The sequence below is a fragment of the Streptococcus infantis genome (assembly GCF_047463655.1).
GTDB lineage: Bacteria > Bacillota > Bacilli > Lactobacillales > Streptococcaceae > Streptococcus > Streptococcus infantis_Z.
The window spans coordinates 1-22952 of record NZ_JASHDM010000008.1 but is presented as its reverse complement, the minus strand read 5'-3'; the positions used below and the strand labels follow the sequence as shown (position 1 = coordinate 22952).

The following is a 22952-nucleotide window of genomic DNA, read 5'->3' as shown; positions in this document are numbered from 1 at the left end:
AATAGCTTCCAACCTCCTAAATATTACAATTCTACTTTTGCAACTGCTGTTTTAGCAGCAAGAGAACCTGTTTGTTCTAATTTAACTGATTTGATCGCATCACCATTTGTGAAGACAACCACAGTTGTGGTTTCACGTCCTGCTGCACGGATAGCATCCAAGTCAGCTGTAACAAGAAGATCACCTGCCGCAACTTTTTGTCCTTCAGCAACATGAACTGTAAATGGTTTTCCTTCAAGACTTACTGTGTCCAAACCAATGTGAACAAGTACTTCAAGGCCTGCTTCAGTCACAAGACCAAGAGCGTGTTTAGTTGGGAAGATACTTGATACAGTACCTGATACTGGAGATACAATGTTTCCGTTTGCTGGTTCCACCGCAAATCCATCACCCATCATTTTTTGAGCAAATACTGGGTCTTTTACTTGTTCCAAGGCAACCACTTGACCGTCAGCAACTGAATAAACTTCTTCAGTTACACCTTTATATACAACAGCATTTTTAGAAGATGATGCCATTTGACTTGGAAGAGTTTCAGGAATCACTTCACCTGAGTCAAGAAGGTCTTGAATATCTGATTTCAAAACATCAGCTTTAGGTCCATAGATAGCTTGGACACCTTGCCCTTTCATGACAAGTCCCATAGCTCCTTCAGCTTTCCATTGTTCTTCTGTTCCGACTTTTTCAGCGTCTTTTACAGTAACACGAAGACGAGTCATACATGCGTCAACGTCAACGATGTTAGCACGTCCCCCAAGAAGGTTGATGATGTTAACAGCTTGAGAAGCTTCTGCAACTTTTGACTCACCAGAAGCAGCAGATTCTGATGAACCTTCAGCAGTTTCGTAGTTTCCGTTACGTCCTGGAGTAGCATAGTTGAATTTTTGAATCATGAAGTTGGCGATGAAGTACATGATAACTGCAAATAGTGCTGTTACCCAGATAAAGTTGATGATATCCATACCAAGACCCGCATTGATCGCCATTGGTGTACGAGTCAAGAATTCGATAGAACCGAATGAGTGCATACGTAGGTTAACCACGTCAGCCATAGCAAAGGCAGCACCTTGAACTACTGAATAAACAAGATACATAGGTGTTGCAACGAACATGAACATATATTCAATTGGCTCAGTAACACCAGTCAAGAAAGTTGCAAGAGCTGTCGCAATCATCATTCCTTTGTATTGGTGTTTCTTGTCTGCTTCAACATTACGGTAAATAGCAACAGCCACACCCATCAAAATACCGAATGAACCAATCATTTGTCCAACTTTGAAACGAGCTGGATGTACTGTATCTAACAAGTGTTGGTATTGACTAGCATCAGTACCTTTAAGGTTTACAAGGTCTGTTACCCATGCAAGCCAAAGTGGGTCTTGACCAAATACTTGAGTACCTTTAGCTGCACCAGTTAAAATGTCATAAGTACCACCAAGAGCTGTGTAGTTCATTGGGATAGTCAACATGTGGTGAAGACCAAATGGCAAGAGCAAGCGTTCCAAAGTACCATACAAGAATGGTGCAAGGATTGGAGCAGTTTCTTGTGAGTTGGCAATCCAGATACCGAAGTTGTTGATACCTGTCTGAATCAGTGGCCAGAAAGCTGAAAGAAGAATTGCAGCGATTGCTGAGCGAAGAATAACTACAAATGGTACAAAACGTTTCCCGTTAAAGAATGAAAGTGCATCAGGAAGTTTACGGAAGTTGTAGTATTTGTTAAAAGCAGTCGCTCCAACAAAACCTGAGATAATCCCTACAAATACCCCCATGTTAAGGGCTGGAGCCTCAAGTACGCTAATGAAGTAATCAGAAACCTTGATAGATCCACCAAAGATTGTTGAAACCATAGCGTTAGGATCTTTCAACATATCCCCTGATACACCGAAGATTGTACCAGTGATACGGTTAATAAGGATAAATGCAAGACCTGCCGCAAAAGCACCACCAGCACGTTCCTTAGCCCAGCTTCCTCCAATAGCAAGGGCAAACAAAATATGAAGGTTACCGATAACCCCCCAACCAATTTGCTCTAGTACGCCACCAGTAATAACTAGGGGAGCAAGGTTTGGGTCAATCATTGCAAGTGACTTACCGATTGAAATCATCAATCCAGCCGCTGGCATAACAGCGATAACCACCATTAGAGCCTTACCGAATTTCTGCCAAAATTCGAAAGACAAGACATTTTTGAATGTATCTTTCATCATTCAAATCTCCTTTATATTTATTCGGCAAACGTTTTACGAAAACGTTTGCGCGTGTTTATGTTTTAATTTTACCACTTTTTATTTTTTTGTAAAGGCTTTTATAAAAAAAATTTGACTTTTTCTTTCGTTTCACTTTCTAGGCATGCTCTCTCTTGCTGACCTTTTTTGAGTTTGCGGGTCTTTTCTGATATAATAATAGCTATGAAATCCTATAATACCTTGAATGATTATTATCGAAATTTATTCGGAGAAAAAACTTTTAAAGTCCCTATTGATGCTGGCTTTGATTGTCCCAATCGCGATGGAACTGTAGCACATGGGGGCTGTACTTTTTGTACTGTTTCTGGTTCTGGAGATGCAATCGTTGCTCCTGATGCTCCTATTCGCGAGCAATTCTATAAGGAAATTGACTTTATGCACCGTAAGTGGCCTGAAGTTAAAAAATATTTGGTTTACTTCCAAAACTTTACTAATACCCATGAAAAGCTCGAAGTGATTCGCGAACGCTATGAACAAGCTATCAACGAACCAGGTGTAGTTGGCATCAATATTGGAACTCGACCAGATTGTTTACCCGACGAGACTATCCAATATTTGGCCGAATTGTCGGAACGAATGCATGTTACCGTAGAGTTAGGCTTACAAACTACTTACGAAGAAACGTCAGAATTGATTAACCGCGCCCACTCCTATGAACTCTACGTGGATACAGTCAAACGACTTCGGAAGTATCCGAAGATCGAGATTGTTGCCCATTTGATCAATGGTTTGCCCGGTGAAACTCATGAAATGATGGTGGAAAACGTTCGGCGTTGTGTAAGGGACAATAATATCCAAGGGATTAAACTTCACCTACTTCATCTCATGACCAATACTCGGATGCAAAGGGATTATCATGAAGGTCGTTTGCAGCTCATGAGTCAGGATGAATATGTCAAGGTCATCTGTGACCAACTAGAAATTATTCCCAAGCATATTGTCATCCATCGGATTACGGGTGATGCTCCTAGGGATATGTTGATTGGTCCTATGTGGAGTCTCAATAAATGGGAAGTTCTAAATAGCATTGAGGCTGAAATGAGACGACGCGGTAGCGTCCAAGGATGCAAGGCTGTAAAACAGGAGTTTATGAATGAAAAGACCACTTGAAATGGCGCATGATTTTCTTGCCCAAGTCATCACCCAAGAGGATATTGTCGTTGATGCGACCATGGGAAATGGCCATGATACCCTATTTCTAGCTAAGTTAGCTAAACAAGTCTATGCTTTCGATATACAGGAACAAGCTCTAGAAAAGACTAGTCAACGTCTACAAGAAGCTGGTTTGACCAATGCAGAATTAATCCTGCAAGGTCATGAAACCGTAGATCAATTTGTAAGGGAAGTTAAGGCAGCCATCTTTAATCTTGGTTATCTTCCTTCAGCTGATAAAAGTATTATCACCCAACCTCAAACAACCCTTGAGGCACTGGATAAACTTTGCCATATGCTGGTTAAGGGTGGACGAATAGCCATCATGATTTATTACGGACATGATGGTGGTGATATAGAACGCGATGCCGTTCTAAATTATGTCAGTCAGTTACCGCAACAAGAATACACTGCTACAATCTATCGTACTCTCAACCAAATCAACAATCCACCATTTTTAGTTATGATTGAAAAATTAGAAAGGTATCGACATGGATAAACAATACCTACGAGATAAAATAGAAAATCTACGTCACAAATTTGTCGAATCAACTCAACATGAACGGGCAGTTGGTATGTTAGATGAAGCTCATATGAGCAAGAAGATGCTAAAAATCAAGAAGAAAATGATAACACTTGAAATGGAGCGTTGTCAGAAGAAAATCGAGCACAAGGACTGCTCGAAGATTGATCAAAAAATCCAAGAACAAAAAGAACTTTTTGAAGCTTGTCGAAAACAAAAATAAGGAGGTAGAAGATGGATTTACTTTTTTATCTCTTGATATTTTTGCTTGTTCTCATTGTTTCTAGTACGACCAATAAACTTCTTCCCTTCCTACCCATGCCCCTGATTCAGATTTTGCTGGGTATCGGTATTGGTCTTTGCTTACCTAATAACCAATATCACTTAGACACTGAGTTGTTTCTAGCTTTGGTAATCGGCCCGCTCCTCTTTCGAGAAGCTCAAGAAGCAGATGTAACCTCTATCTTAAAACACTGGAAAATCGTTCTCTACCTGATTTTCCCTGTCATCTTTATATCTACTCTAAGTATGGGAGGACTTGCCCATGTTCTTTGGGCTAGCTTACCATTAGCTGCCTGCCTAGCCGTAGGGGCTGCACTTGGTCCTACTGACCTGGTTGCCTTTGCTTCCCTTTCTGAACGATTTACCTTTCCAAAACGAATTTCTAATATCCTAAAAGGGGAAGGACTTCTGAATGATGCTTCTGGTCTAGTAGCCTTTCGTGTTGCTCTCATTGCTTGGACAACAGGGACATTTTCAATCACTCAAGCAGGAATTTCCCTAGCTATTTCCATCGTTGGAGGTTTTGCAGTTGGCCTTATAACAGCCTTCATTAATCGCTCCCTTCACTCCTTCCTCCTCAGCGTACGAGCTACTGATATCGCCAGTGAACTCTTGCTGGATCTCAGTTTACCACTTTTAACATTCTTCATAGCTGAAGAGATTCATGTTTCTGGAATTATTGCGGTCGTTGTCGCTGGTATTTTAAAAGCTAGTCGTTTCAAGAAAATAAATCTGCTTGAAGCCCAAGTTGATACTGTTACAGAGACCGTATGGCACACAGTAACCTTTATGCTTAATGGTTCTGTCTTTGTTATTTTGGGAATGGAACTGGAGATGATTGCGGAGCCAATTCTGAAGAGTGCTTTTTATAACAATGTGCTCCTTCTCATCACTATCTTCCTCTTAACTTTCCTACTCTTTGCCATCCGCTTTCTCATGATTTACGGCTTTTACGCGTTTCGAATAAAGAAACTTCAAAAAAGCCTCCACAAGTATGTCAAAGATATGCTCCTCTTGACATTCTCTGGCGTTAAAGGAACTGTTTCTATTGCCACCATCCTCTTGATACCTTCTAATCTGGAGCAGGAATATCCGCTCCTTCTCTTCCTCGTAGCCAGTGTAACCCTGGTCAGTTTCCTTACTGGATTATTGGTCTTACCACACCTTTCTGAAGAGCAAGAACCATCTAAGAATCATCTCATGCACATCGCTATCCTAAACGATGTTGCCATGGAGTTAGAGAAAGATTTGGAACATACTAAAAACAAGGTTCCCCTCTATGCTGCTATCGATAATTATCACGGACGGATTGAAAATCTCATCCTCAGCCAAGAAAACAAAGAAATCCAAGAAGACTGGGAAGCTCTTAAGCTCTTGATTCTCAGTATCGAGAACGATGGTTTGGAACAGGCCTATGAAGAAGGCAAAATCGGTGAAAGAGGTTATCGTGTTTATCAACGGTACTTGAAGAGCATGGAGAAAAATATTAAGCGAAACTTTACTTCTCGCCTAACCTACTACTTCCTTGTTTCTATCCGGATTGTGCGTTTTCTCCTTCATGAATTGCTCACATTTGGAAAAACCTTCCGTTCTTGGAGAGACAAGGAAAATCAAAGACTACTAGCAATCGATTATGATCAGATTGCTGAACTCTACCTAGCCAACACTGAAATCATCATCGAAAGTTTGGAAAACCTGAAAGGGATTTATAAGAGTTCCTTGATTAGCTTTATGCAGGAATCACGTCTCCGTGAAACCAGTCATATTACCAGTGGTGCCTTTGTGGAACGGGTTATCAATCGTATCAAACCAAATAATATCGACGAAATGTTAAGAGGATACTATCTAGAACGTAAGTCTATCTTTGAATACGAAAAACAAAAACTCATCTCAGCCCAGTATGCCAAAAAATTACGACAAAATGTAAACAACCTAGAAAACTATTCTCTAAAAGAAGCAGCTAACACACTACCTTATGATATGATGGAATTAGTTCGCAGAAATTAAGATTTAGGTTATTATTGTGGAGGATTATGCAATGAAAAAGTTGTGGAAACAACTAACCAATAGGCCTTTATTGAAAGCTTTTTTGCACTACTATCGTGTTTCAGATATTGAATTAACCAGTGTAGCTGTGGCCTATTATTGGTTGATTTCAATCTTCCCCTTACTTATGATAGCTGTCAATATCTTGCCTTATTTTCAAATTCCAATCTCCGATTTCTTGATCACACTAAAGGAATTTTTACCAGATACGATCTATGATGTAGTAGCAAAGATTGCTCGTGAAGTGCTGACACAACCATCTGCTGGACTCTTGAGTTTTGCGGTAATATCAGCTCTTTGGACCTTTTCAAAATCCATGAATTTCCTCCAAAAATCTTTTAATAAAGCTTATGGAATTGCAAAAAATAGAGGAATTATCTCACACCAACTGATGAGTCTCCTAGTTAGTTTGGGACTTCAAATTCTCTTTGCACTTGCCTTATTTCTAAGTATGTTTGGTCATATGTTATTGGATCTGCTAAAAAACTACTGGAAATCCGAAAGTTCTCTATTTGCATATTTACAGGATCTTACAGGACCGCTGATTTATGTCTTTCTGTTTGCGATCTTGATCATGCTCTATTATTTCCTTCCAAACGTGAAAGTCAGTCGTATTCGTTACGTCCTTCCTGGAAGTCTATTCGTGTTTGTCACTCTCATATCTCTATTAACGATCTTTTCAGCTTATTTCAACAATTATGTTAACTATCTAGTCGACGTTCGATTTTTCAGTTCCATCATCGTTGTTGTCATGATGTTCTGGTTTATTATCATTGCCAAGATATTGATTATCGGTGCAGTGATCAATGCCAGTGTTCAAAGCCTAAAGGATCCAGACTTTAAAGCAAGGCAATAATTTTTTATCGATTAATACTCAATGAAAATCAAAGAGCAAACTAGGAAGCGAGCCGCAGGTTGCTCAAAACACCGTTTTGAGGTTGTGGATAGAACTGACGAAGGCAGCTCAAAATACTATTTTGAGGTTGCAGATGGAAGCTGACGTGGTTTGAAGAGATTTTCGAAGAGTATAAACAAATCAATCCCCCAGTCATTTAATACTGGGGGATTTTTGAATTAGTTACTTTATTGTCCATTCGTTAGGGCTTGCAATTCTGTTTTTAGATATTGAGCCAAATGTTGGTGGGCAAAAATATTGGCATTTTTTTCTGCGGTAGGATTGTAGTTAGTGTTGGTATTTACATCATAGACATAAATGTCTCCACTCTCTGATTGAACCCATTCAATCGCCGCAACTTCAATCTGAGCATTCTTAAGGAAGTTTTCATAAGCTTCTCTTCGGTCATCTGGTAGAGGTTCTGTAATCTGGAATTTCTCAGATGTTTCCAGTTGCTCTGGTCTCTTACCGATTTGGCAACCATCTGCTGGGCACAGTTGGAAACCATCTGAAGAATCGATTGAAACAGTATAAAGGAACTTCTGGTTGATAAACTCTGAACGACGGATACGTCCATCACTTGGTTTGATGTAGGCTTGTAACAAGGTGATTCCATCCACTGATGGTTCAAAGAGAGGGCTATTGACATAAGCTTCCAATTCTTCTTCATTTTGGAAGAGTTGAACCCCTAATCCCTTACCTGCTCGATTGTGCTTGGTAATCAAAGGATAGATGTTCAATTTTCTTGCTGCTTCAATGATATGTTCTTGGCCCAAAACTGCAACTGTCGCAGGAGTCTCAATGCCCGACTCATTTAACTTCAAATATTGTTTGACTTTACTGATTTCTAGGTTGATAGCACCAGTTCCATTTACAACCTTGCGTCCATGCGCTTCTAACCAAGTAATGACCTGCTCTGTAAATTCTGGTGCATAGCGATGTCCTCTAGTGTGAGAGGATGCAGACATACGATTGTAAAAGATACCCTGTGGCGGTGGGCTTTGTAGATCCAAAATTCCACTAGACAAATCCCACAGTTCATATGGAACTTCTAACTCTTCCAACCATTTGACCAAATGCTGAGTCCATTCAAGATTCTCATGAATTACATAAACTTTTGCTTCACTCATTACTTATCATCTCCTTAAGAAAAGCTGACTGATAGTTGGCTTTCCTTTTCTTCTAAAATATATCCTTCTGTTTTTTCAATAACGCTGACTGTTAAGATTTGACCCAAAACATTGATCATAGTACGGCCAGCATTGACAAAGAAATCAACTGCAAAGATCAAGGCGACTCCTTCAACTGGTAAGCCCAATTGAGGTGCTGCTGCTAATAGAACCACGATAGCACCTGATGGCACAGTTGCTGCAGTTTTTCCAATCAAGGTCAAAAGCAAAACAGTAAACAAGAGACTTGATAAAGAAAATTGAATGCCGTAGGCATGCGCGATAAAGATTGTCGCAACTGAGAAATAAACTGCTGCCCCTTCTAAGTTAAAAGTATATCCTAAAGGAACAACTAAATCAATCGTATGCTCGTCATGCCCCTGTTTTTTTAAATCTTTAAGAAGGGATGGCAAGACAACACTAGAACTACCGGTAACAAAGGCCAGTGTCAAGAGACTCCAATTTTCACGAAAGGCTGACAAATACGGTACTTTAAAGAATAGAGCAATCAAAGGGAAAATAAGGAGAACCAAAACAGCGTAAGCCAAGTAAGTTCCGATTACAAATTGACCAAGCCCAATCAATTTATCAAGGCCAGTCGTTGCAACATCTTTTGCGATAAATCCAAAAATTCCAATCGGTGAAAGTTTGACAATCACTGTAACAATATTATAGATGGCCTCAATCCAGATTTGGAAACCTTCGATAATTTTCTGAGATTTATCAGACTTAAGATTCCCAATTCCGTAACCAAGAAAGATAGCAAACACGATAATTGGCAAAAGAGCACCTTCTGAAAGAGATTTGACGATATTTGATGGAATAAAACCAAGCGAAAATTCGCTAAATTTTACATTGTTGGCGATTCCATCAAGGTTTCCACCAGTTTGACCAATGTTCACACCTTGTCCAAATCCCAAATAATAACTAGCAAATACAAACAATAGGGTAATAGCAGTTGTTATGGCAAAAAAGTAAACCAAGCTCTTGGTCAAGATTTTCCCAAAAGATTTTTTCCCGATAACGCCAGCTACAGCAACAACAATAGTTGGGAAGATTAGTGGGATGATGACCATGTTGATCAATTTAATAAAGGCTTGTCCTAAAAATTGATAAAAGCCTGCAAATTGTGGCCAGATGACTGCAGCGATAACACCCAAGACCAAAGCCACTAATAATTGGATTCCTAGTGAGAGTTTTGACCATAATGTAACTAATTTCATAAGAAACTCCTTTGTTTTATTTGCTACTCATTCTACTACTATTCTTCACTTCTGACTAATATATATTTTCTATGTTGAACATAAAAAAGATTTATATTGAGAGTTCAAACTATCATCGTACCGAACACATGATTCATTCTGTTCAAGCAGGAATTATAAAATCTGTTTCTTACCAATGATTTTTTGCTAAAACAGTGATAAATCACGGAATTTACTTTTCTATTCTCAAAATTTTATGATACAATAATGGTATGATTTTAATGAAACTTGCTTCCATCTTGCTTTTGGTACTAACCTTAGCTCTGGCGATTATTTTAAGCAGACTCTTTAAGTTAAAGAAAAGGGGCATCAATGCTGCTGATTTAGCTTTTCCTTTTCTAATTTTTGAATATTATTTGATTACGGCTAAGATGTTTACACACAATCAACTTCCAGTATTGGGAACGGCCTTATCAATACTAGCAATTGTGTTGGTCTTTTTCTTCTTAAACAAAAGACGTAGTTTTTATTATCCAAAATTTATTAAATTCTTTTGGCGAGCTGGATTTTTACTAACACTGCTCATCTATATCATCATGATTGTTCAAATTTTCGTGATGAAATAGTCAACTATTACAATATAGCCCACCAGCACCTCGATCTTGGCCACTAAATGTTCCATCTGAGGCACTTTTCTGATAAAATTATAAAAAAGTAAAAATAGGAGATAAATCAAGTGAAAAAAACGCTCTTGGCAAGTGCCATTACGCTTTCAGTTTTTGGTCTAACCACCAATCTTAGCTATGCTGAGGAAAACCAAGCACAGTCTACCCCAGTAGAAACAACACACAGTGAAACCTCTACTGACAAAGTGGAGAAAAACAGTCTCCCAGCCAAGGAAACTGAACCTTCAACTGAGGCAAATGCCAATCAAACAACAAATCCAGCTAAGAAAGAAGAAGACAAGGCTCCTGAAGTCCAAAAAGATGGTTGGGTATTCGAGGAAAATATCTGGCGCTTCTATGAAAACAATGCCCCTGTTCTAAACTGGAAAAAAATCCACGGGAAATGGTACTACTTCAACAAAGATGGCATCATGTTGAGCGATACTATTTTTGACGGATATATCCTGACTAGTAGCGGGGCTATGGTCGATTCTGGCTGGAGTAAACTCCAAGATAAATGGTATTACGCTAACACTTATGGAAAAATTTCTCAACAGAAATGGGAAAAGATTGGTGGTGTCTGGTACTATTTTGACCAAGACGGTATCATGCTCAGCAACACAATTTTTGACGGCTATCTATTAACGAATAGCGGCGCCATGGCTGAGAGTGCTTGGGTAAAACAAGATGGACAATGGTACTATGCACTTGCTTCTGGTAAAGTCATCAAAAACAAGTGGGAAAAAATTGGTGGTTCTTGGTACTACTTTGACAAAGATGGTATCATGCTAAGTAAGACAATTTTTAACGGATACCTTCTCTCCAATAGTGGAGCTATGGCTGAAAGGTCCTGGGTTTATTTAGAAGGAAAATGGTACTTCGCCCAAACATCTGGTCGTCCAACTCAAGAGAAATGGGAAAAAGTCGGTAGCTCGTGGTACTATTTTAACAAAGAAGGTATTATGGCCAATAACCAATGGATAGGTAGCTACTATCTAAAAGCTAGCGGAGCTATGGCCGAAAAAGAATGGATTTTCGATAAAAACTATAATAGCTGGTTCTACTTAAAATCTGGTGGTGCATATGCAGCGCGTGAATGGATCGGCTCTTACTACCTCAAGTCAGGTGGTTACATGGCTAAGAGCGAATGGATTGACGACAGCTACTACAATGCCCGTTACTATGTGGATGAAAATGGTGTCTATGTCACGGGAACTCGAAAAATCGATGGAACAGCACATCAGTTCCAAAGTAATGGAAAATGGATTGGTGAAGTACCTATAAGTCGTGGATTTGAAAAAGGGAAATACACGAAAACTGTTTTCTTAGATCCAGGACATGGTGGAAAAGATCCTGGTGCTGTTTATTATAACACTCAGGAAAAAGACCTAACCATGCAAATTTATCAAAAACTACGTAAGGAACTCCAGGGTCTTGGTTATACCGTTCTTTCTTCGAGAGATAGTGATGTCTATGTCGACTTTGTCACTGAACGTTCAAAAATGGTTAACAAAACGGACTCAGACATGTTCATCAGTATTCACTTCAATGCAAGCGGGAATCCTGCTTCAGGGAGATCTGGTATTCAAACTTACTCTTACGAAGAAGACAGTGGCTATCGTGCTAAGATCAATCCATACTGGCATAACCACCCTGACCGTATCAGTGAAAGCAATCGCCTTGCTGCAGATATCCACTCTTCACTACTAGCTGAAACTGGTGCTAAGGATGCAGGACTCCTACAAAGTAGTTTTGCTGTCCTTCGAGAAACTGATAAACCAGCGGTTCTATTGGAATTGGGCTATATTGACAATTTCAATGAGAATCAACAAGTCCGCAGTGACGCCTACCAAAACAGATTAGTTGCAGGTATCGTTAAGGGAATTCAAAAATATTACGCAGGTCAATAAAGAAAAAGTCTCGAGAAAATCTCGAGATTTTTTGTATTATTCTTCTAACTTGTTGGCTTCAGGAAAGAGAAAACCAATTCCTACACAAGCCAAGACTCCTACACCGATAACTACACCACTTAAAAGTGGCACAATATAGTCTTGTTCTTATTTCAATTGACTATAATATTTTTACCCCCCTTTTGCTTACTACTAAAGTTTGATATACTCCCCTTATAGTGGACAGTGAAAAAAACAAAATTTCACTAGAAACTACAGGGGGAGTTTTCGTATGTCAAAAAGAGGTCCGAAATCAGTGGAGGAGAAGTTAGAAGTTGTTCATCTTTACCTTGAACAAGGGAAGTCAATATCTATTTTGACCAAAGCATTTGGAGTAAATGGTGACACAATCAGAAATTGGATTCGTAAGTATCAAACAGAGGGTGTAGAAGGCCTCAAGGAGCGTCATAGCTGGAAGAAATATAGTTCAGAGTTAAAAGAAAAGGCTGTAACAGATTATCTTGCAGGTAAAGGTGGTTTATCTTGAATCAAATTTTCATGATTTTCGCTTTACCCCTTAAAGGTTACAATGGTTGCGCCAGATCCACCTGCATTTTGTGGTGCATAGCCAAAGCTCTTGACCTGTTTATTTCTTTGTAGGTACTTAGTCACCCCTTCACGGATGACTCCTGTACCGATACCATGGATGATATCTACTTGAGCCATATTGTTGAGTAGGGCTTGGTCTATAAAGGCATCCAAGGCTTCCATAGCTTCCTCGTAGCGTTTGCCACGAAGGTCTAGTCGAGCTTGTGGACCTTTGCCTACTGCACGTTTAACGACGTTAACTTGTTTCTTCTTGACTGGCGCTTCTTTCTGGACTTGAACCAAGTCAAACTCTTTTTCCTCAAGCGTCATCTTAATCAAGCCAACCTGTGCTTCCCAACGTCCATCCTTGAGTTGATTGGTCAAGGTACCTCGTTGACCATAGCTTAAAACGATGATATCGTCTCCAACTTTTGGAGCTCGTTTCTTCTTAGCTTTTTGGAGGACCTTGTTTTTAGAAAGGTCAACTTTTTCAGGGGCTAATTTTTTGAGCTTAGCCTTGGCTTCAATAATCTCATGTGGTTTTAGTTGAGATTTACTGTGAAGATTTTTAAGTATATCATCACTCTCAGCTAGAGCCAAATCAACAATCTCAGCAGCTTGTTCACGCGCTTTATTGAGTTCAGTTTCCTTTTCACGATTGAGCTCGTTATAAAGTTTTTTAAGGGCACGATTCATCTTGAGGTTTTCTTGCTCGACTTGACGAATATTCTCAAGACGTTTCCGGCTTTCAAGTGTCTGCTCTTCCAATTGTTCAATGATGCGATTGACATCGTTGTCTTGGTCAATTTGCTTACTAGCGTCACCTACAATGACATCTGACAAACCTAGACGTTTAGCAATCTCAAAAGCATTACTTCGACCAGGTACACCCTGCATAAAGCGATAAGTTGGACGCAGGCTAGCTGTATCAAACTCCATGCTGGCATTCTGAACATAGGCCGTTTCAATCCCATAGGCTTTGAGTTCAGGATAGTGAGTGGTTGCCATAGTCTTGACCTGACGCAAACGCAAGTCTTCTAGGATAGACATGGCTAGGGCAGCACCTTCTTGGGGATCTGTTCCTGCTCCAAGCTCATCTAGTAACAAGAGCGAGTTTTGATTGACCTTACCAAGAATATCTACGATATTGGTCATATGACTAGAGAAGGTTGAGAGACTTTGTTCGATGGACTGTTCGTCTCCAATATCCGCAAAGACCTCCTCGAAAATCCCTACACGACTACCCTTATCAGCTAAAATTGGTAGACCAGACTGGGCCATCAACTGAGTCAAACCTAAGGTCTTGAGCATAATGGTCTTACCACCTGTATTAGGACCCGTGATGACGATAGCTGTTAATTCTTTTCCAAAGTGCACATCATTTGCGACTGCATTTTTTACAAGAGGATGACGAACGTGAAGAAGTTGAATCTCCTGTCCCTCAGACACTTGAGGTACTACTGCCTCCGTCTCTTGGATAAAGCGAACCTTAGCCCGAATCAGGTCCAAATGTCCGATAATCCAAGCATCATTAGCAATTTCAGCTGCGTGTGGTCTTACTCGTTCAGAGAGTTCTTGGAGGATACGCATCATCTCATAGCGTTCATCTGCACGAAGACTGGCTATTTCCTCACTCAACTTGACCACTTCACGAGGTTCGATATAAACAGTGTTCCCACTGGCAGAAATATCATGTACTACACCAGCAATCTTGTTACGATAGGTATTCTTAACTGGAAGAACTTGGCGACCATTTCTACTTGCGATGATACCTTCTGTCAGCATCTGAGCTTTTTGTTTGAGAAGGTCTTGCAAGACATCACGGACTTGACTTTCACTATCATGGATTTTTCGACGGATTCGTGCCAAATCCTCGCTAGCAAAGTTCTCAATAAATCCAGCTTCGTTGATGGCTTGTAGATTTCCCTGTAAATGTGGAAAATCATGAAGTTTCTCAAACCAACTTGCCAGGTGATCCAAACGTACATTTTCAAGATTGTCATAAAAATTCTGCAATTCACGACTGGCAAAGATGACACGTTTGAGTAGAAGAAATTCCTCGATGTTGAGATCAGCACCCATTTCCAAACGTTTGGAGGTCGCTGCAATATCTTTTGTTGCAGAAATGCTGAAATGAGGATGCTCGACAAAGAGTTCTTGCATTTCCTTCATCTCTGCAAAAGCTTGTCTAATCTTGTCTCCTTTATCAGTCGGAGCAAGTTCTTTCAACTGCTCTAATCCTTGCTCCGTCAAAAGATGGGGCTCAAATAAAGCCTTGACCTTATTAAATTCTAATGTTTCTAGTATTTTTTTATTCATTTTCTTTTCCTTCGTAATGAGCGAACGAATTTTTCAAATTCTCACTCTTTTCAAAAAGGCTCCTAAACTATTGATACTCAATGAAAATCAGAGAGCAAACTAGGAAGCTAGCCGTAGGTTGCTCAAAGCACTGCTTTGAGGTTGTAGATAAGACTGACGAAGTCAGTCACATATATAATCCAAGGCGAAGCTGACGTGGTTTGAAGAGATTTCCGAAGAGTATGAGATTGTAAACAAAAGGCTAGGAATAGTTCCCGCCCTTTTTATCCGATTATTTTGGTTACCCAGAGTTGTTTAATCATATGAGTAGTGATGGGAACACTCTGGATAATATGTTTAGCTACAAAACTGTTTTCAAGTGAATTTTGAACGATTGCTAGAGGCACAGTCGCAAGGATGGTCAGCATCATCTGAAGGACAAATAAGGTCACTCCAACTGATAAGACTCCCGCACCGATGCGAAAATATTTCCCACCAAACTTTTTGGTTGGTACTAGGTTAAAAAAGAGTCCAATCAAACGACCGATGCAGTAAAATACGGTAAAGGCTAAGAGATAGCCAATACCTGCGTAAAAGACCTTGTCCAATTGGAAGAGCTGGTCAGATGGGAAGAAAAAGGTACCCTGCCCTTCCTGGGGATTGGCATACGGAATCAACAAGTGAAATGTTTCTCCCAATGACTGATAAAAATTCCCCGCAAAATAAGCTGAGACGATTGTAGCTAGGAGATAATAGACTTGTAGGACCAAGCCTCTGCGATAGCCGATATAAAAACTCCAAGCCAGCACCAATAAAAGAAAGATGGAAATCATAGTGAGTCCTCAATCTTGCTGTGCTCTTGTTTTGCTGCTACAACCTGATGACGAAGGGCGTCTAATTCTTGCTCCTTATCATCAAATTCAATCTCACGGCTGAGTTGGGTTGACAAGCTATTGACTGCTAATAAAATAGCGATTGTCTCATCATCCGCTCCAGGCATTTGCTCTTTAATTGCTTCATATTTTTCTGTTGCGACCTTGGCAATTTCCTCCATAAAGAGGTTGTCATGCTCAGTTGTTAGGGTCAATGTTTTTTTTCCGAATGTAAACTTGTATCGATTTAAATTTGCCATAAAATTCACCTCACGATATTATACCAAATTTCACTAAGTTTGTCAGTTTTTACCAATTCTACAGCTTTTATGGTACAATAAGAACTATGGCAAGTATTACATTAACCCCTAGTGAAAAGGAAATCCAAACCTTTGTTCAGCAATATGAACAAGCACTGACTCCTAGTAAAAATCCTTATATTCGCTACTTTTTGAAGCTTCCGCAGGCAAGTGTTTCCATCTACACTTCTGGAAAAGTCTTGCTTCAGGGAGAAATGGCTGAAAACTATGCCAGTTTTTTTGGTTATCAAGTCAGTCAAGGAACTAGCGGACAAAATTTCCCCTTGATTGGAACAGATGAGGTGGGAAATGGTTCCTACTTCGGTGGTCTAGCTGTAGTAGCATCCTTTGTGACTCCTGACCAGCATGACTTCCTACGAAAACTAGGTGTTGGGGATTCTAAGACTCTGACAGACCAAAAGATTCGTCAGCTTGCTCCCCTGCTTAAGGAGAGAATCCAGCACCAAGCGCTACTTCTTTCTCCCAGTAAGTATAATGAAGTCATTGGGGAGCGCTACAATGCCGTTTCCGTAAAGGTAGCCCTGCACAATCAAGCAATTTTTCTCCTCCTCCAAAAGGGAGTCCAGCCAGAAAAGATTGTGATCGATGCTTTTACGAGTGCTCAAAACTATGAGAAGTACTTAAAAAAGGAAGCCAATCATTTTTCTAATCCAGTCAGTCTGGAGGAAAAAGCCGAAGGTAAGTACTTGGCTGTCGCAGTAAGTTCTATCATTGCGCGTGATCTATTTCTGGAAAATTTAGAAAATCTGGGTGGAGAACTTGGCTACCAACTTCCAAGCGGGGCTGGGACAGCTTCTGATAAGGTAGCTAGCCAAATCCTTCAAGCTTATGGTATGCAGGGACTTAACTTCTGCGCCAAACTTCATTTTAAAAATACTGAAAAAGCAAAAAAACTGCTAGAAAGGTAAATTATGAAATATTTTAAATCGTTTTTAAAAGAGTGGAGTTTTATCCTCATTATCACTCTTATCGCCCTTAGTCGTCTCTTTCTCTGGAGGAATGTCAGTGTAGAAGGACATTCAATGGATCCTACCTTGGCAGATGGAGAAGTCCTCTTTGTGGTTAAACATCTCCCAATCAATCGTTTTGATATTGTGGTTGCTCATGAAGACGATGGGAACAAGGATATCGTTAAACGGGTCATTGGTATGCCAGGAGATACTATCCGTTACGAAAGCGACAAGCTCTATATCAATGGTCAAGAAACTGATGAGCCCTATTTAGCAGAATACCTTAAGCGTTTCAAGGAAGATAAACTCCAAAGCACTTATACTGGAACTGGTTGGGATGGTAAAAAGGGAGAATACTTTAGAACCATTGCCCAAAAGGCTCAAGCCTTTACCCTAGATGTTAATTACAACACTAGCTTCACCTTCACTGTTCCAGAAGGAGAATACCTCCTACTTGGTGATGACCGTCTGGTATCTAGCGACAGTCGACATGTTGGTACCTTTAAGGCAAAAGATATCACTGGTGAAGCCAAATTCCGCTTTTGGCCACTCAAGCGTATCGGAACATTTTAAAAACTAGGAAGAGGCCGAGAATTATCCATCTCAGCCTCTTCTCATTCTATTTTGACTAAATCTGGGATAAATTTTCTCAGACACTATTGTAAGGAATTTTATGGAAGTTTATTTTTCAGGCACCATTGAACGCATTATTTTTGAAAATGTCAGCAATTTTTTCCGTATTTTACTCCTAGATATTGAGGATACCAATGCTGAAGACTTTGATGATTATGAAATCATTGTCACAGGTACCATGGCTGATATCATTGAAGGAGAGGAATACACCTTTTGGGGACAAATTGTCCAACACTCTAAGTATGGGGAACAGCTACAAATGACTCGCTATGAGAGAGCCAAGCCGACTAGTAAGGGCTTGGTCAAGTATTTCTCCAGCAGCCATTTTAAGGGGATTGGACTCAAAACAGCCCAGAAAATTGTGGATATTTACGGAGATAACACTATCGACAAAATCTTAGAAAATCCAGACAAACTCCAGTCTATCTCTGGACTCTCTGCTAAAAACCGTGAAGCCTTCGTCTCAACCCTTCGTCTTAATTACGGAACAGAGATGGTCTTAGCCAAACTGGCTAATTACGGCATCCCAAATAAACTAGCCTTCCAGATTCAAGACTTTTACAAGGAAGAAACGCTAGAGATTGTCGAGAACTATCCCTATCAACTGGTCGAGGATATCAAGGGCTTGGGATTTACCATCGCTGACCAATTGGCCCAAGAATTGGGGATTGAGAGCCAGGCTCCCGAGCGCTTCCGTGCTGGTCTCGTCCATACTCTCTTTCAAGGTTGCATGGAAACGGGAGATACCTATATGGAAGCTAGAGACTTGTTGGAGCAAACCCTCAACCTTCTTGAATCCTCTCGTCCAGTCGAACTAGAGCCGAGTCAAGTTGCCCAAGAACTTGCTTATCTGATTGAAGAAGATAAGGTCCAGCAGATTGATACCAAAATCTTTGATAATAGCCTCTTTTTTGCAGAAGAGGGGATTCGCAGCCATCTCATCAGAATCCTCGAAAAAGGGCAGAGTAAAAAACAGGATCTAGAAACCATTCAAGAACATATCGCAACTGTTGAGGAAGAACTGGGGATTGAGTATGATAGTATTCAAAAACAGGCTATCTGCGATGCTATCCAGAACAAGGTCTTTATCCTTACAGGTGGACCTGGTACAGGTAAGACTACTGTTATCAACGGCATTATCGCTGTCTATGCTCTCTTAGAAGGACTAGATCTCAAGAAAAAGAGCAATCTGCCCATTCTCCTAGCCGCTCCCACCGGTCGCGCAGCCCGTCGTATGAATGAGCTGACAGGACTACCAAGTGCAACTATTCACCGCCACTTGGGTATGACTGGAGACGACGATACCAGCCATCTGGAAGATTATCTGGATGCTGACTTTATCATTGTTGACGAGTTTTCTATGGTAGATACTTGGTTAGCCAACCAGCTCTTCTCCAATATCTCCTCTACCAGTAAAATCCTTATCGTTGGTGATAGCGATCAGTTACCTTCTGTCAGTCCTGGTCAAGTCCTAGCAGATTTACTCCAGATACCAACCATACCTCAAACACGTTTGGAAAGAATCTACCGTCAGAGCGAAGAATCAACCATCGTCACTCTTGCAAGTCAGATTCGTCAGGGAATATTGCCTGCAGATTTTACCCAGAAAAAAGCAGATCGCTCCTACTTTGAAATCGCTAGTAACCATATCCCTGCTAGCATTGAAAAAATCCTAGGTGCTGCTATCAGAAGTGGCATCCCTGCTCGTGATATTCAGGTTCTTGCCCCTATGTACCGTGGAACTGCTGGTATTGATGCGATCAACCAACTCATGCAAGACCTACTCAATCCTCCACAAAAAGACCAGCTTAGCTTTGAAGCTCCTCAGTGTCACTATCGAACAGGAGATAAGGTCATCCACCTAGTCAACGATGCAGAGGTCAATGTCTTTAACGGAGACTTAGGCTATATCACAGACTTGATTCCTGGAAAATACACTGAATCCAAGCAGGATGAAATTATGATTGATTTTGACGGCAATGAGGTCTCCTATCCTCGAAATGAATGGTACAAGATTCGCTTAGCCTATGCCATGAGCATCCATAAATCTCAGGGGAGCGAGTTTCCCGTCGTTATTTTACCAATCACCAGTGCAAGTAAGCGGATGTTAGAACGCAATCTCATCTACACTGCTATCACTCGTGCCAAAAGCAAGCTCATCCTACTAGGCGAATTACAGGCCTTTGACTATGCAACTCAACATATCGGAACAGCTCGTAAGACCTATCTAATTGAACGTTTCGCTGACTTAATAGAATCAACTGATGGAACTAGTAAATCAGCTACTGAAGCTACACCAGTTACAGACACTGAACAATCCTACATCTTAACCGAAGATAACTGGTCTAGTATCCCAGCTATGATTGGGATTACTGAAGAAGACCTGAAGGAGATTTTCGGAAAATAAAGTATAAGAAAACCCACCGAATCGGTGGGCTTTTATCTTATAAAGATTATTTAACTGTTGCAGTGCTTGTGATCAATTCAACAGCTTTCTTCACTGCGATATCGTGTTTCAACATTTCAGCTGAAAGCAAGCTTTGTACTTGTGCAACTTCCATGTTGTAATCTGCAGCCAATTGCTCGATTTCTTTTTGGATTTCTTCTTCTGAAGCGTCAAATCCTTCAGCTTTCGCAACTGCTTCGATAACAAGGTTAGTCTTAGTACGTGACTCAGCTTCTGCTTCGTATTGTTTGTGAAGGTCTTCTTGAGTAGTTCCAGTGATTTGGAAGTACATGTCAGGGTTGATACCTTGACGTTGCAAGTTTCCAAGGAATTCGTTTACTGAACGGTGAACTTCTTCGTGGATCATTTCTTCTGGAAGTTCTACGATTTCAGCGTTTTCTACAGCTTTATCAATTGCTGCACCTTCAACTGCATCTTTGTAAGCTTCTTCTTTAGCAGCAGCCAATTCCTTGCGGTATTTTTCTTTCAATTCAGCAAGTGTTTCAACTTCTTCGTCGATGTCTTTTGCAAGTTCATCGTCAAGAGCTGGAACTTCTTTAGCTTTTACTTCGTGGATAGTTGTCACGAATTTAGCTTCTTTACCGGCAAGGTCTTCAGCTTGGTAGTCTTCTGGGAATGTTACGATAACATCAACAGTTTCACCAGCTGAGTGACCTACCAATTGGTCTTCGAAACCAGGGATGAATTGACCTGAACCAAGTCCAAGTGAGAAGTTTTCACCTTTTCCGCCATCAAATTCAACACCGTCGATTGAACCAACGAAGTCGATAACAACAGTGTCGCCGTCTTCAGCAGCACCATCTTTGATCACCAATTCAGCCAAGTTGTTGCGTTCACGTTCGATACGCTCTTCAACGTCAGCGTCAGTTACTTCTTTTTCTACATCAACTGATACTTCAAGGTTTTTGTAGTCGCCCAATTTAACTTCAGGTTTTGTAACAACTTCAGCAGTGATAACCCAATCTTGACCTTTTTCCATTGAAGTTACGTCAATTTTTGGTTGTGCAACGACTTCAAGACCAGCTTCTTTTACAGCTGCTTCATAAGCGTTTGGCAAAAGAGCGTTCATAACGTCTTGGTAAAGTGACTCTTCACCAAATTTTTGGTCGAAGATAGGACGTGGAAGATGCCCTTTACGGAAACCAGGAACGTTAAGAGATTTCTTTACTGAGTTAAACACACGGTCCAATTCTGGTTTGATTTGGTCTTGAGAGATAGTGAAAGTCAAGACACCACGGTTTGTTTCTTTGTTTTCAAATGATACAGACATTCTGTCATTTCTCCTTAAAATTTTTTTAAATACAGTCTATTATAACATTTTCCATTGATAAAAGCTAGACTAATGCAGACAAATCTGGCTAAAACACATTTTGGGTGATTTGGCGCGTACTATTCTAGGTTCAATCCATTATATAAAAAGAAGACAAACATTCTTAAAATGTTTGCCCTCTTAATGCTATAGACTCGATCATCTAGTCCAAAGTAATTTCAATAGGATTAAATATTTATTCTAATCTTCTTTTTTCTTACGAACTACAAGTCCAAATCCACTCATTACTCCAAGAAGTCCAAGTGCTGCTAAGCTAGTATGATCTTCAGTACCAGTATTTGGCAACTGAGGAGTATTTTCTTTAGCAGAGGTTGGTTTCTCTGGAGCTACTGGTTTCTCTGGAGTTACTGGTACAATTGGAACGTAGATGATTGGTGTGTCATCACCTGGGTTTGTTGGAAGGTTTGGAAGTTCCTTACCTGGTTCTACTGGTTGACCTGGTTTGCTTGGATCTTTTGGATCTGGCAAGTATGGTTTGTAGCCTGGTACGTCTGGAACAACTGGTTTACCTGGTTTTGTTGGATCTGTTGGATCATTTGGATATTTCACATCTGGTGTTGATGGGAATTTAGGATCATCAGATTTTGGAACCAAGCTTCCAAGTGGTTTATAGGTAACAATCTCTACTACTTCAGGATTTTCTGGAGTAACTGTCTTACCACCTGCTTCTGTCTTATCCGCGTAGTAACCTGGAATTACTGGAACAGATACCTTACCGTAAGTATAGCTCTTCTCATTCCATGTTGTAGTTCCAGAAGCTTTGTTTTCTTTACCAGTAAACGTAAAGTCATCTTGGACATTGTCGGCTGGAGTCTTATCGCCTGCTCCTTCAAACTTAACTGTTTGTTTAGTTGGTTTCTTCACATCATTTACGATTGGAACGTAGATGATTGGGGTGTCTTCACCTGGGTTTGTTGGAAGGTTTGGTAGCTCCTTACCTGGTTCTACTGGTTGACCTGGTTTGCTTGGATCTTTTGGATCTGGCAAGTATGGTTTGTAGCCTGGTACGTCTGGAACCACTGGCTTACCTGGTTTACCTGGATCGTTTGGATCATTTGGATACTTCACTTTTGGTGTTGATGGGAAGTTTGGATCGTTTGGTTTCTCTGGTTTTGGAACCAAGTTTCCAAGTGGTTTGTAGGTTACTGTATCTGTTGCTTCAGGATTTTCTGGAGTAACTGTCTTACCACCTGCTTCTGTCTTATCAGCGTAGTAACCTGGAATTACTGGTACAGATACCTTACCATAAGTATGGCTCTTCTCAGTCCATGTTGTAGTTCCAGAAGCTTTGTTTTCTTTACCAGTAAATGTAAAGTCATCTTGGACATTGTCTCCTGGAGTCTTATCGCCTGCTCCTTCAAACTTAACTGTTTGTTTAGTTGGTTTCTTCACATCATTTACGATTGGTACGTAGATAATTGG

Annotated in this window: 19 protein-coding genes and 1 pseudogene; 12 read left to right on the top strand and 8 right to left on the bottom strand. The window is 40.3% G+C overall.

Annotation, left to right across the window (positions count from 1 at the left end):
* Window positions 1-23 precede the first annotated feature (23 nt).
* Window positions 24-2210: a PTS transporter subunit IIBC gene (locus tag QM877_RS06940; RefSeq protein WP_414317969.1), complete on the bottom strand. Its 2187-nt coding sequence runs from the start codon at window positions 2208-2210 to the stop codon at window positions 24-26.
* Between the two features lie 201 nt (window positions 2211-2411).
* Here QM877_RS06940 and QM877_RS06935 point away from each other — a divergent pair, with 201 nt between their 5' ends.
* Genes QM877_RS06935 through QM877_RS06910 form a run of 6 tightly spaced genes read left to right on the top strand, consistent with a single transcriptional unit; the run spans window position 2412 to window position 7252 of the window.
* Window positions 2412-3359, top strand: a complete 948-nt coding sequence (locus QM877_RS06935; RefSeq protein WP_414317968.1) for a TIGR01212 family radical SAM protein — start codon at window positions 2412-2414, stop codon at window positions 3357-3359.
* Window positions 3343-3900 carry a class I SAM-dependent methyltransferase gene (locus QM877_RS06930; protein WP_414317967.1) on the top strand — a complete coding sequence of 186 codons (558 nt, stop codon included), beginning with the start codon at window positions 3343-3345 and terminating at the stop codon, window positions 3898-3900. The genes QM877_RS06935 and QM877_RS06930 overlap by 17 nt, the downstream gene beginning before the upstream one ends.
* Window positions 3893-4147, top strand: coding sequence for a hypothetical protein (locus QM877_RS06925; protein ID WP_223139941.1), 255 nt, complete (start codon window positions 3893-3895; stop codon window positions 4145-4147). Before QM877_RS06930 ends, QM877_RS06925 begins: the two co-directional genes overlap by 8 nt.
* An 11-nt stretch (window positions 4148-4158) precedes the next feature.
* The gene (locus QM877_RS06920) at window positions 4159-6213 is read left to right on the top strand and encodes a cation:proton antiporter (RefSeq protein WP_414317966.1); all 2055 of its coding nucleotides are present in this window, start codon (window positions 4159-4161) and stop codon (window positions 6211-6213) included.
* Between the two features lie 31 nt (window positions 6214-6244).
* A complete protein-coding gene (locus QM877_RS06915; RefSeq protein WP_414317965.1) occupies window positions 6245-7108 on the top strand; it encodes a YihY/virulence factor BrkB family protein in 864 nt (287 codons plus the stop codon).
* 21 nt (window positions 7109-7129) lie between these two features.
* The gene (locus QM877_RS06910; protein WP_007554566.1) at window positions 7130-7252 is read left to right on the top strand and encodes a hypothetical protein; all 123 of its coding nucleotides are present in this window, start codon (window positions 7130-7132) and stop codon (window positions 7250-7252) included.
* A gap of 83 nt (window positions 7253-7335) precedes the next feature.
* Here QM877_RS06910 and QM877_RS06905 read toward each other — a convergent pair whose 3' ends face one another.
* Together QM877_RS06905 and QM877_RS06900 are read right to left on the bottom strand one after the other, a co-directional pair.
* Window positions 7336-8277, bottom strand: coding sequence for an ATP-grasp domain-containing protein (locus QM877_RS06905; RefSeq protein ID WP_075231830.1), 942 nt, complete (start codon window positions 8275-8277; stop codon window positions 7336-7338).
* 14 nt (window positions 8278-8291) lie between these two features.
* Window positions 8292-9539, bottom strand: a complete 1248-nt coding sequence (locus tag QM877_RS06900) for a dicarboxylate/amino acid:cation symporter (protein ID WP_414317964.1) — start codon at window positions 9537-9539, stop codon at window positions 8292-8294.
* Window positions 9540-9790: 251 nt separating this feature from the next.
* Between QM877_RS06900 and QM877_RS06895 the strand changes: the two genes are divergently transcribed.
* The 3 genes and pseudogenes from QM877_RS06895 to QM877_RS06885 form a co-directional block, all read left to right on the top strand.
* A complete protein-coding gene (locus tag QM877_RS06895) occupies window positions 9791-10144 on the top strand; it encodes a DUF3397 domain-containing protein (RefSeq protein WP_083301295.1) in 354 nt (117 codons plus the stop codon).
* A gap of 110 nt (window positions 10145-10254) precedes the next feature.
* Window positions 10255-12093 (top strand): N-acetylmuramoyl-L-alanine amidase, encoded by a 1839-nt coding sequence (locus QM877_RS06890; protein ID WP_414317963.1) that lies wholly within the window; start codon window positions 10255-10257, stop codon window positions 12091-12093.
* Between the two features lie 271 nt (window positions 12094-12364).
* Window positions 12365-12613: pseudogene (locus tag QM877_RS06885) on the top strand (transposase); the annotation flags it as partial.
* A gap of 29 nt (window positions 12614-12642) precedes the next feature.
* Here the strand turns inward: QM877_RS06885 and QM877_RS06880 are convergent.
* The 3 genes from QM877_RS06880 to zapA all read right to left on the bottom strand — a co-directional run bounded on the left by QM877_RS06880 (window position 12643) and on the right by zapA (window position 16090).
* Entirely contained in the window at window positions 12643-14979 is a 2337-nt protein-coding gene (locus QM877_RS06880) for an endonuclease MutS2 (protein WP_414276145.1), read from the bottom strand.
* A gap of 263 nt (window positions 14980-15242) precedes the next feature.
* Window positions 15243-15791, bottom strand: coding sequence for a CvpA family protein (locus QM877_RS06875; protein WP_414276144.1), 549 nt, complete (start codon window positions 15789-15791; stop codon window positions 15243-15245).
* Complete coding sequence (gene zapA, locus QM877_RS06870) at window positions 15788-16090, bottom strand: cell division protein ZapA (protein WP_414276143.1); 303 nt, start codon at window positions 16088-16090, stop codon at window positions 15788-15790. Before zapA ends, QM877_RS06875 begins: the two co-directional genes overlap by 4 nt.
* Before the next feature lie 86 nt (window positions 16091-16176).
* On the opposite strand from zapA, the gene rnhC reads away from it, so the two are divergent.
* From rnhC to QM877_RS06855, 3 genes are all read left to right on the top strand, one after another.
* A complete protein-coding gene (gene rnhC / locus QM877_RS06865; protein WP_414276142.1) occupies window positions 16177-17058 on the top strand; it encodes a ribonuclease HIII in 882 nt (293 codons plus the stop codon).
* A gap of 3 nt (window positions 17059-17061) precedes the next feature.
* On the top strand, window positions 17062-17673 hold the full coding sequence (gene lepB / locus QM877_RS06860) for a signal peptidase I (protein WP_075231822.1): 612 nt from the start codon (window positions 17062-17064) through the stop codon (window positions 17671-17673).
* A gap of 100 nt (window positions 17674-17773) precedes the next feature.
* Window positions 17774-20140, top strand: a complete 2367-nt coding sequence (locus tag QM877_RS06855) for an ATP-dependent RecD-like DNA helicase (protein WP_414276141.1) — start codon at window positions 17774-17776, stop codon at window positions 20138-20140.
* 46 nt (window positions 20141-20186) lie between these two features.
* Here QM877_RS06855 and tig read toward each other — a convergent pair whose 3' ends face one another.
* The gene (tig, locus tag QM877_RS06850; protein ID WP_315640887.1) at window positions 20187-21470 is read right to left on the bottom strand and encodes a trigger factor; all 1284 of its coding nucleotides are present in this window, start codon (window positions 21468-21470) and stop codon (window positions 20187-20189) included.
* A gap of 240 nt (window positions 21471-21710) precedes the next feature.
* The coding region (locus QM877_RS06845; RefSeq protein WP_414317962.1) for a mucin-binding protein at window positions 21711-22952 on the bottom strand (1242 nt) is incomplete at its 5' end.

Excerpts from the sequence above, each read along its gene's own strand:
- QM877_RS06940 (WP_414317969.1), bottom strand. The coding sequence starts at position 2,210 with ATGATGAAAGATACATTCAAAAATGTCTTGTCTTTCGAATTTTGGCAG.
- QM877_RS06935 (WP_414317968.1), top strand. The coding sequence starts at position 2,412 with ATGAAATCCTATAATACCTTGAATGATTATTATCGAAATTTATTCGGA.
- QM877_RS06930 (WP_414317967.1), top strand. The coding sequence starts at position 3,343 with ATGAAAAGACCACTTGAAATGGCGCATGATTTTCTTGCCCAAGTCATC.
- QM877_RS06925 (WP_223139941.1), top strand. The coding sequence starts at position 3,893 with ATGGATAAACAATACCTACGAGATAAAATAGAAAATCTACGTCACAAA.
- QM877_RS06920 (WP_414317966.1), top strand. The coding sequence starts at position 4,159 with ATGGATTTACTTTTTTATCTCTTGATATTTTTGCTTGTTCTCATTGTT.
- QM877_RS06915 (WP_414317965.1), top strand. The coding sequence starts at position 6,245 with ATGAAAAAGTTGTGGAAACAACTAACCAATAGGCCTTTATTGAAAGCT.
- QM877_RS06910 (WP_007554566.1), top strand. The coding sequence starts at position 7,130 with ATGAAAATCAAAGAGCAAACTAGGAAGCGAGCCGCAGGTTGCTCAAAA.
- QM877_RS06905 (WP_075231830.1), bottom strand. The coding sequence starts at position 8,277 with ATGAGTGAAGCAAAAGTTTATGTAATTCATGAGAATCTTGAATGGACT.
- QM877_RS06900 (WP_414317964.1), bottom strand. The coding sequence starts at position 9,539 with ATGAAATTAGTTACATTATGGTCAAAACTCTCACTAGGAATCCAATTA.
- QM877_RS06895 (WP_083301295.1), top strand. The coding sequence starts at position 9,791 with ATGATTTTAATGAAACTTGCTTCCATCTTGCTTTTGGTACTAACCTTA.
- QM877_RS06880 (WP_414276145.1), bottom strand. The coding sequence starts at position 14,979 with ATGAATAAAAAAATACTAGAAACATTAGAATTTAATAAGGTCAAGGCT.
- QM877_RS06875 (WP_414276144.1), bottom strand. The coding sequence starts at position 15,791 with ATGATTTCCATCTTTCTTTTATTGGTGCTGGCTTGGAGTTTTTATATC.
- zapA (WP_414276143.1), bottom strand. The coding sequence starts at position 16,090 with ATGGCAAATTTAAATCGATACAAGTTTACATTCGGAAAAAAAACATTG.
- rnhC (WP_414276142.1), top strand. The coding sequence starts at position 16,177 with ATGGCAAGTATTACATTAACCCCTAGTGAAAAGGAAATCCAAACCTTT.
- lepB (WP_075231822.1), top strand. The coding sequence starts at position 17,062 with ATGAAATATTTTAAATCGTTTTTAAAAGAGTGGAGTTTTATCCTCATT.
- QM877_RS06855 (WP_414276141.1), top strand. The coding sequence starts at position 17,774 with ATGGAAGTTTATTTTTCAGGCACCATTGAACGCATTATTTTTGAAAAT.
- tig (WP_315640887.1), bottom strand. The coding sequence starts at position 21,470 with ATGTCTGTATCATTTGAAAACAAAGAAACAAACCGTGGTGTCTTGACT.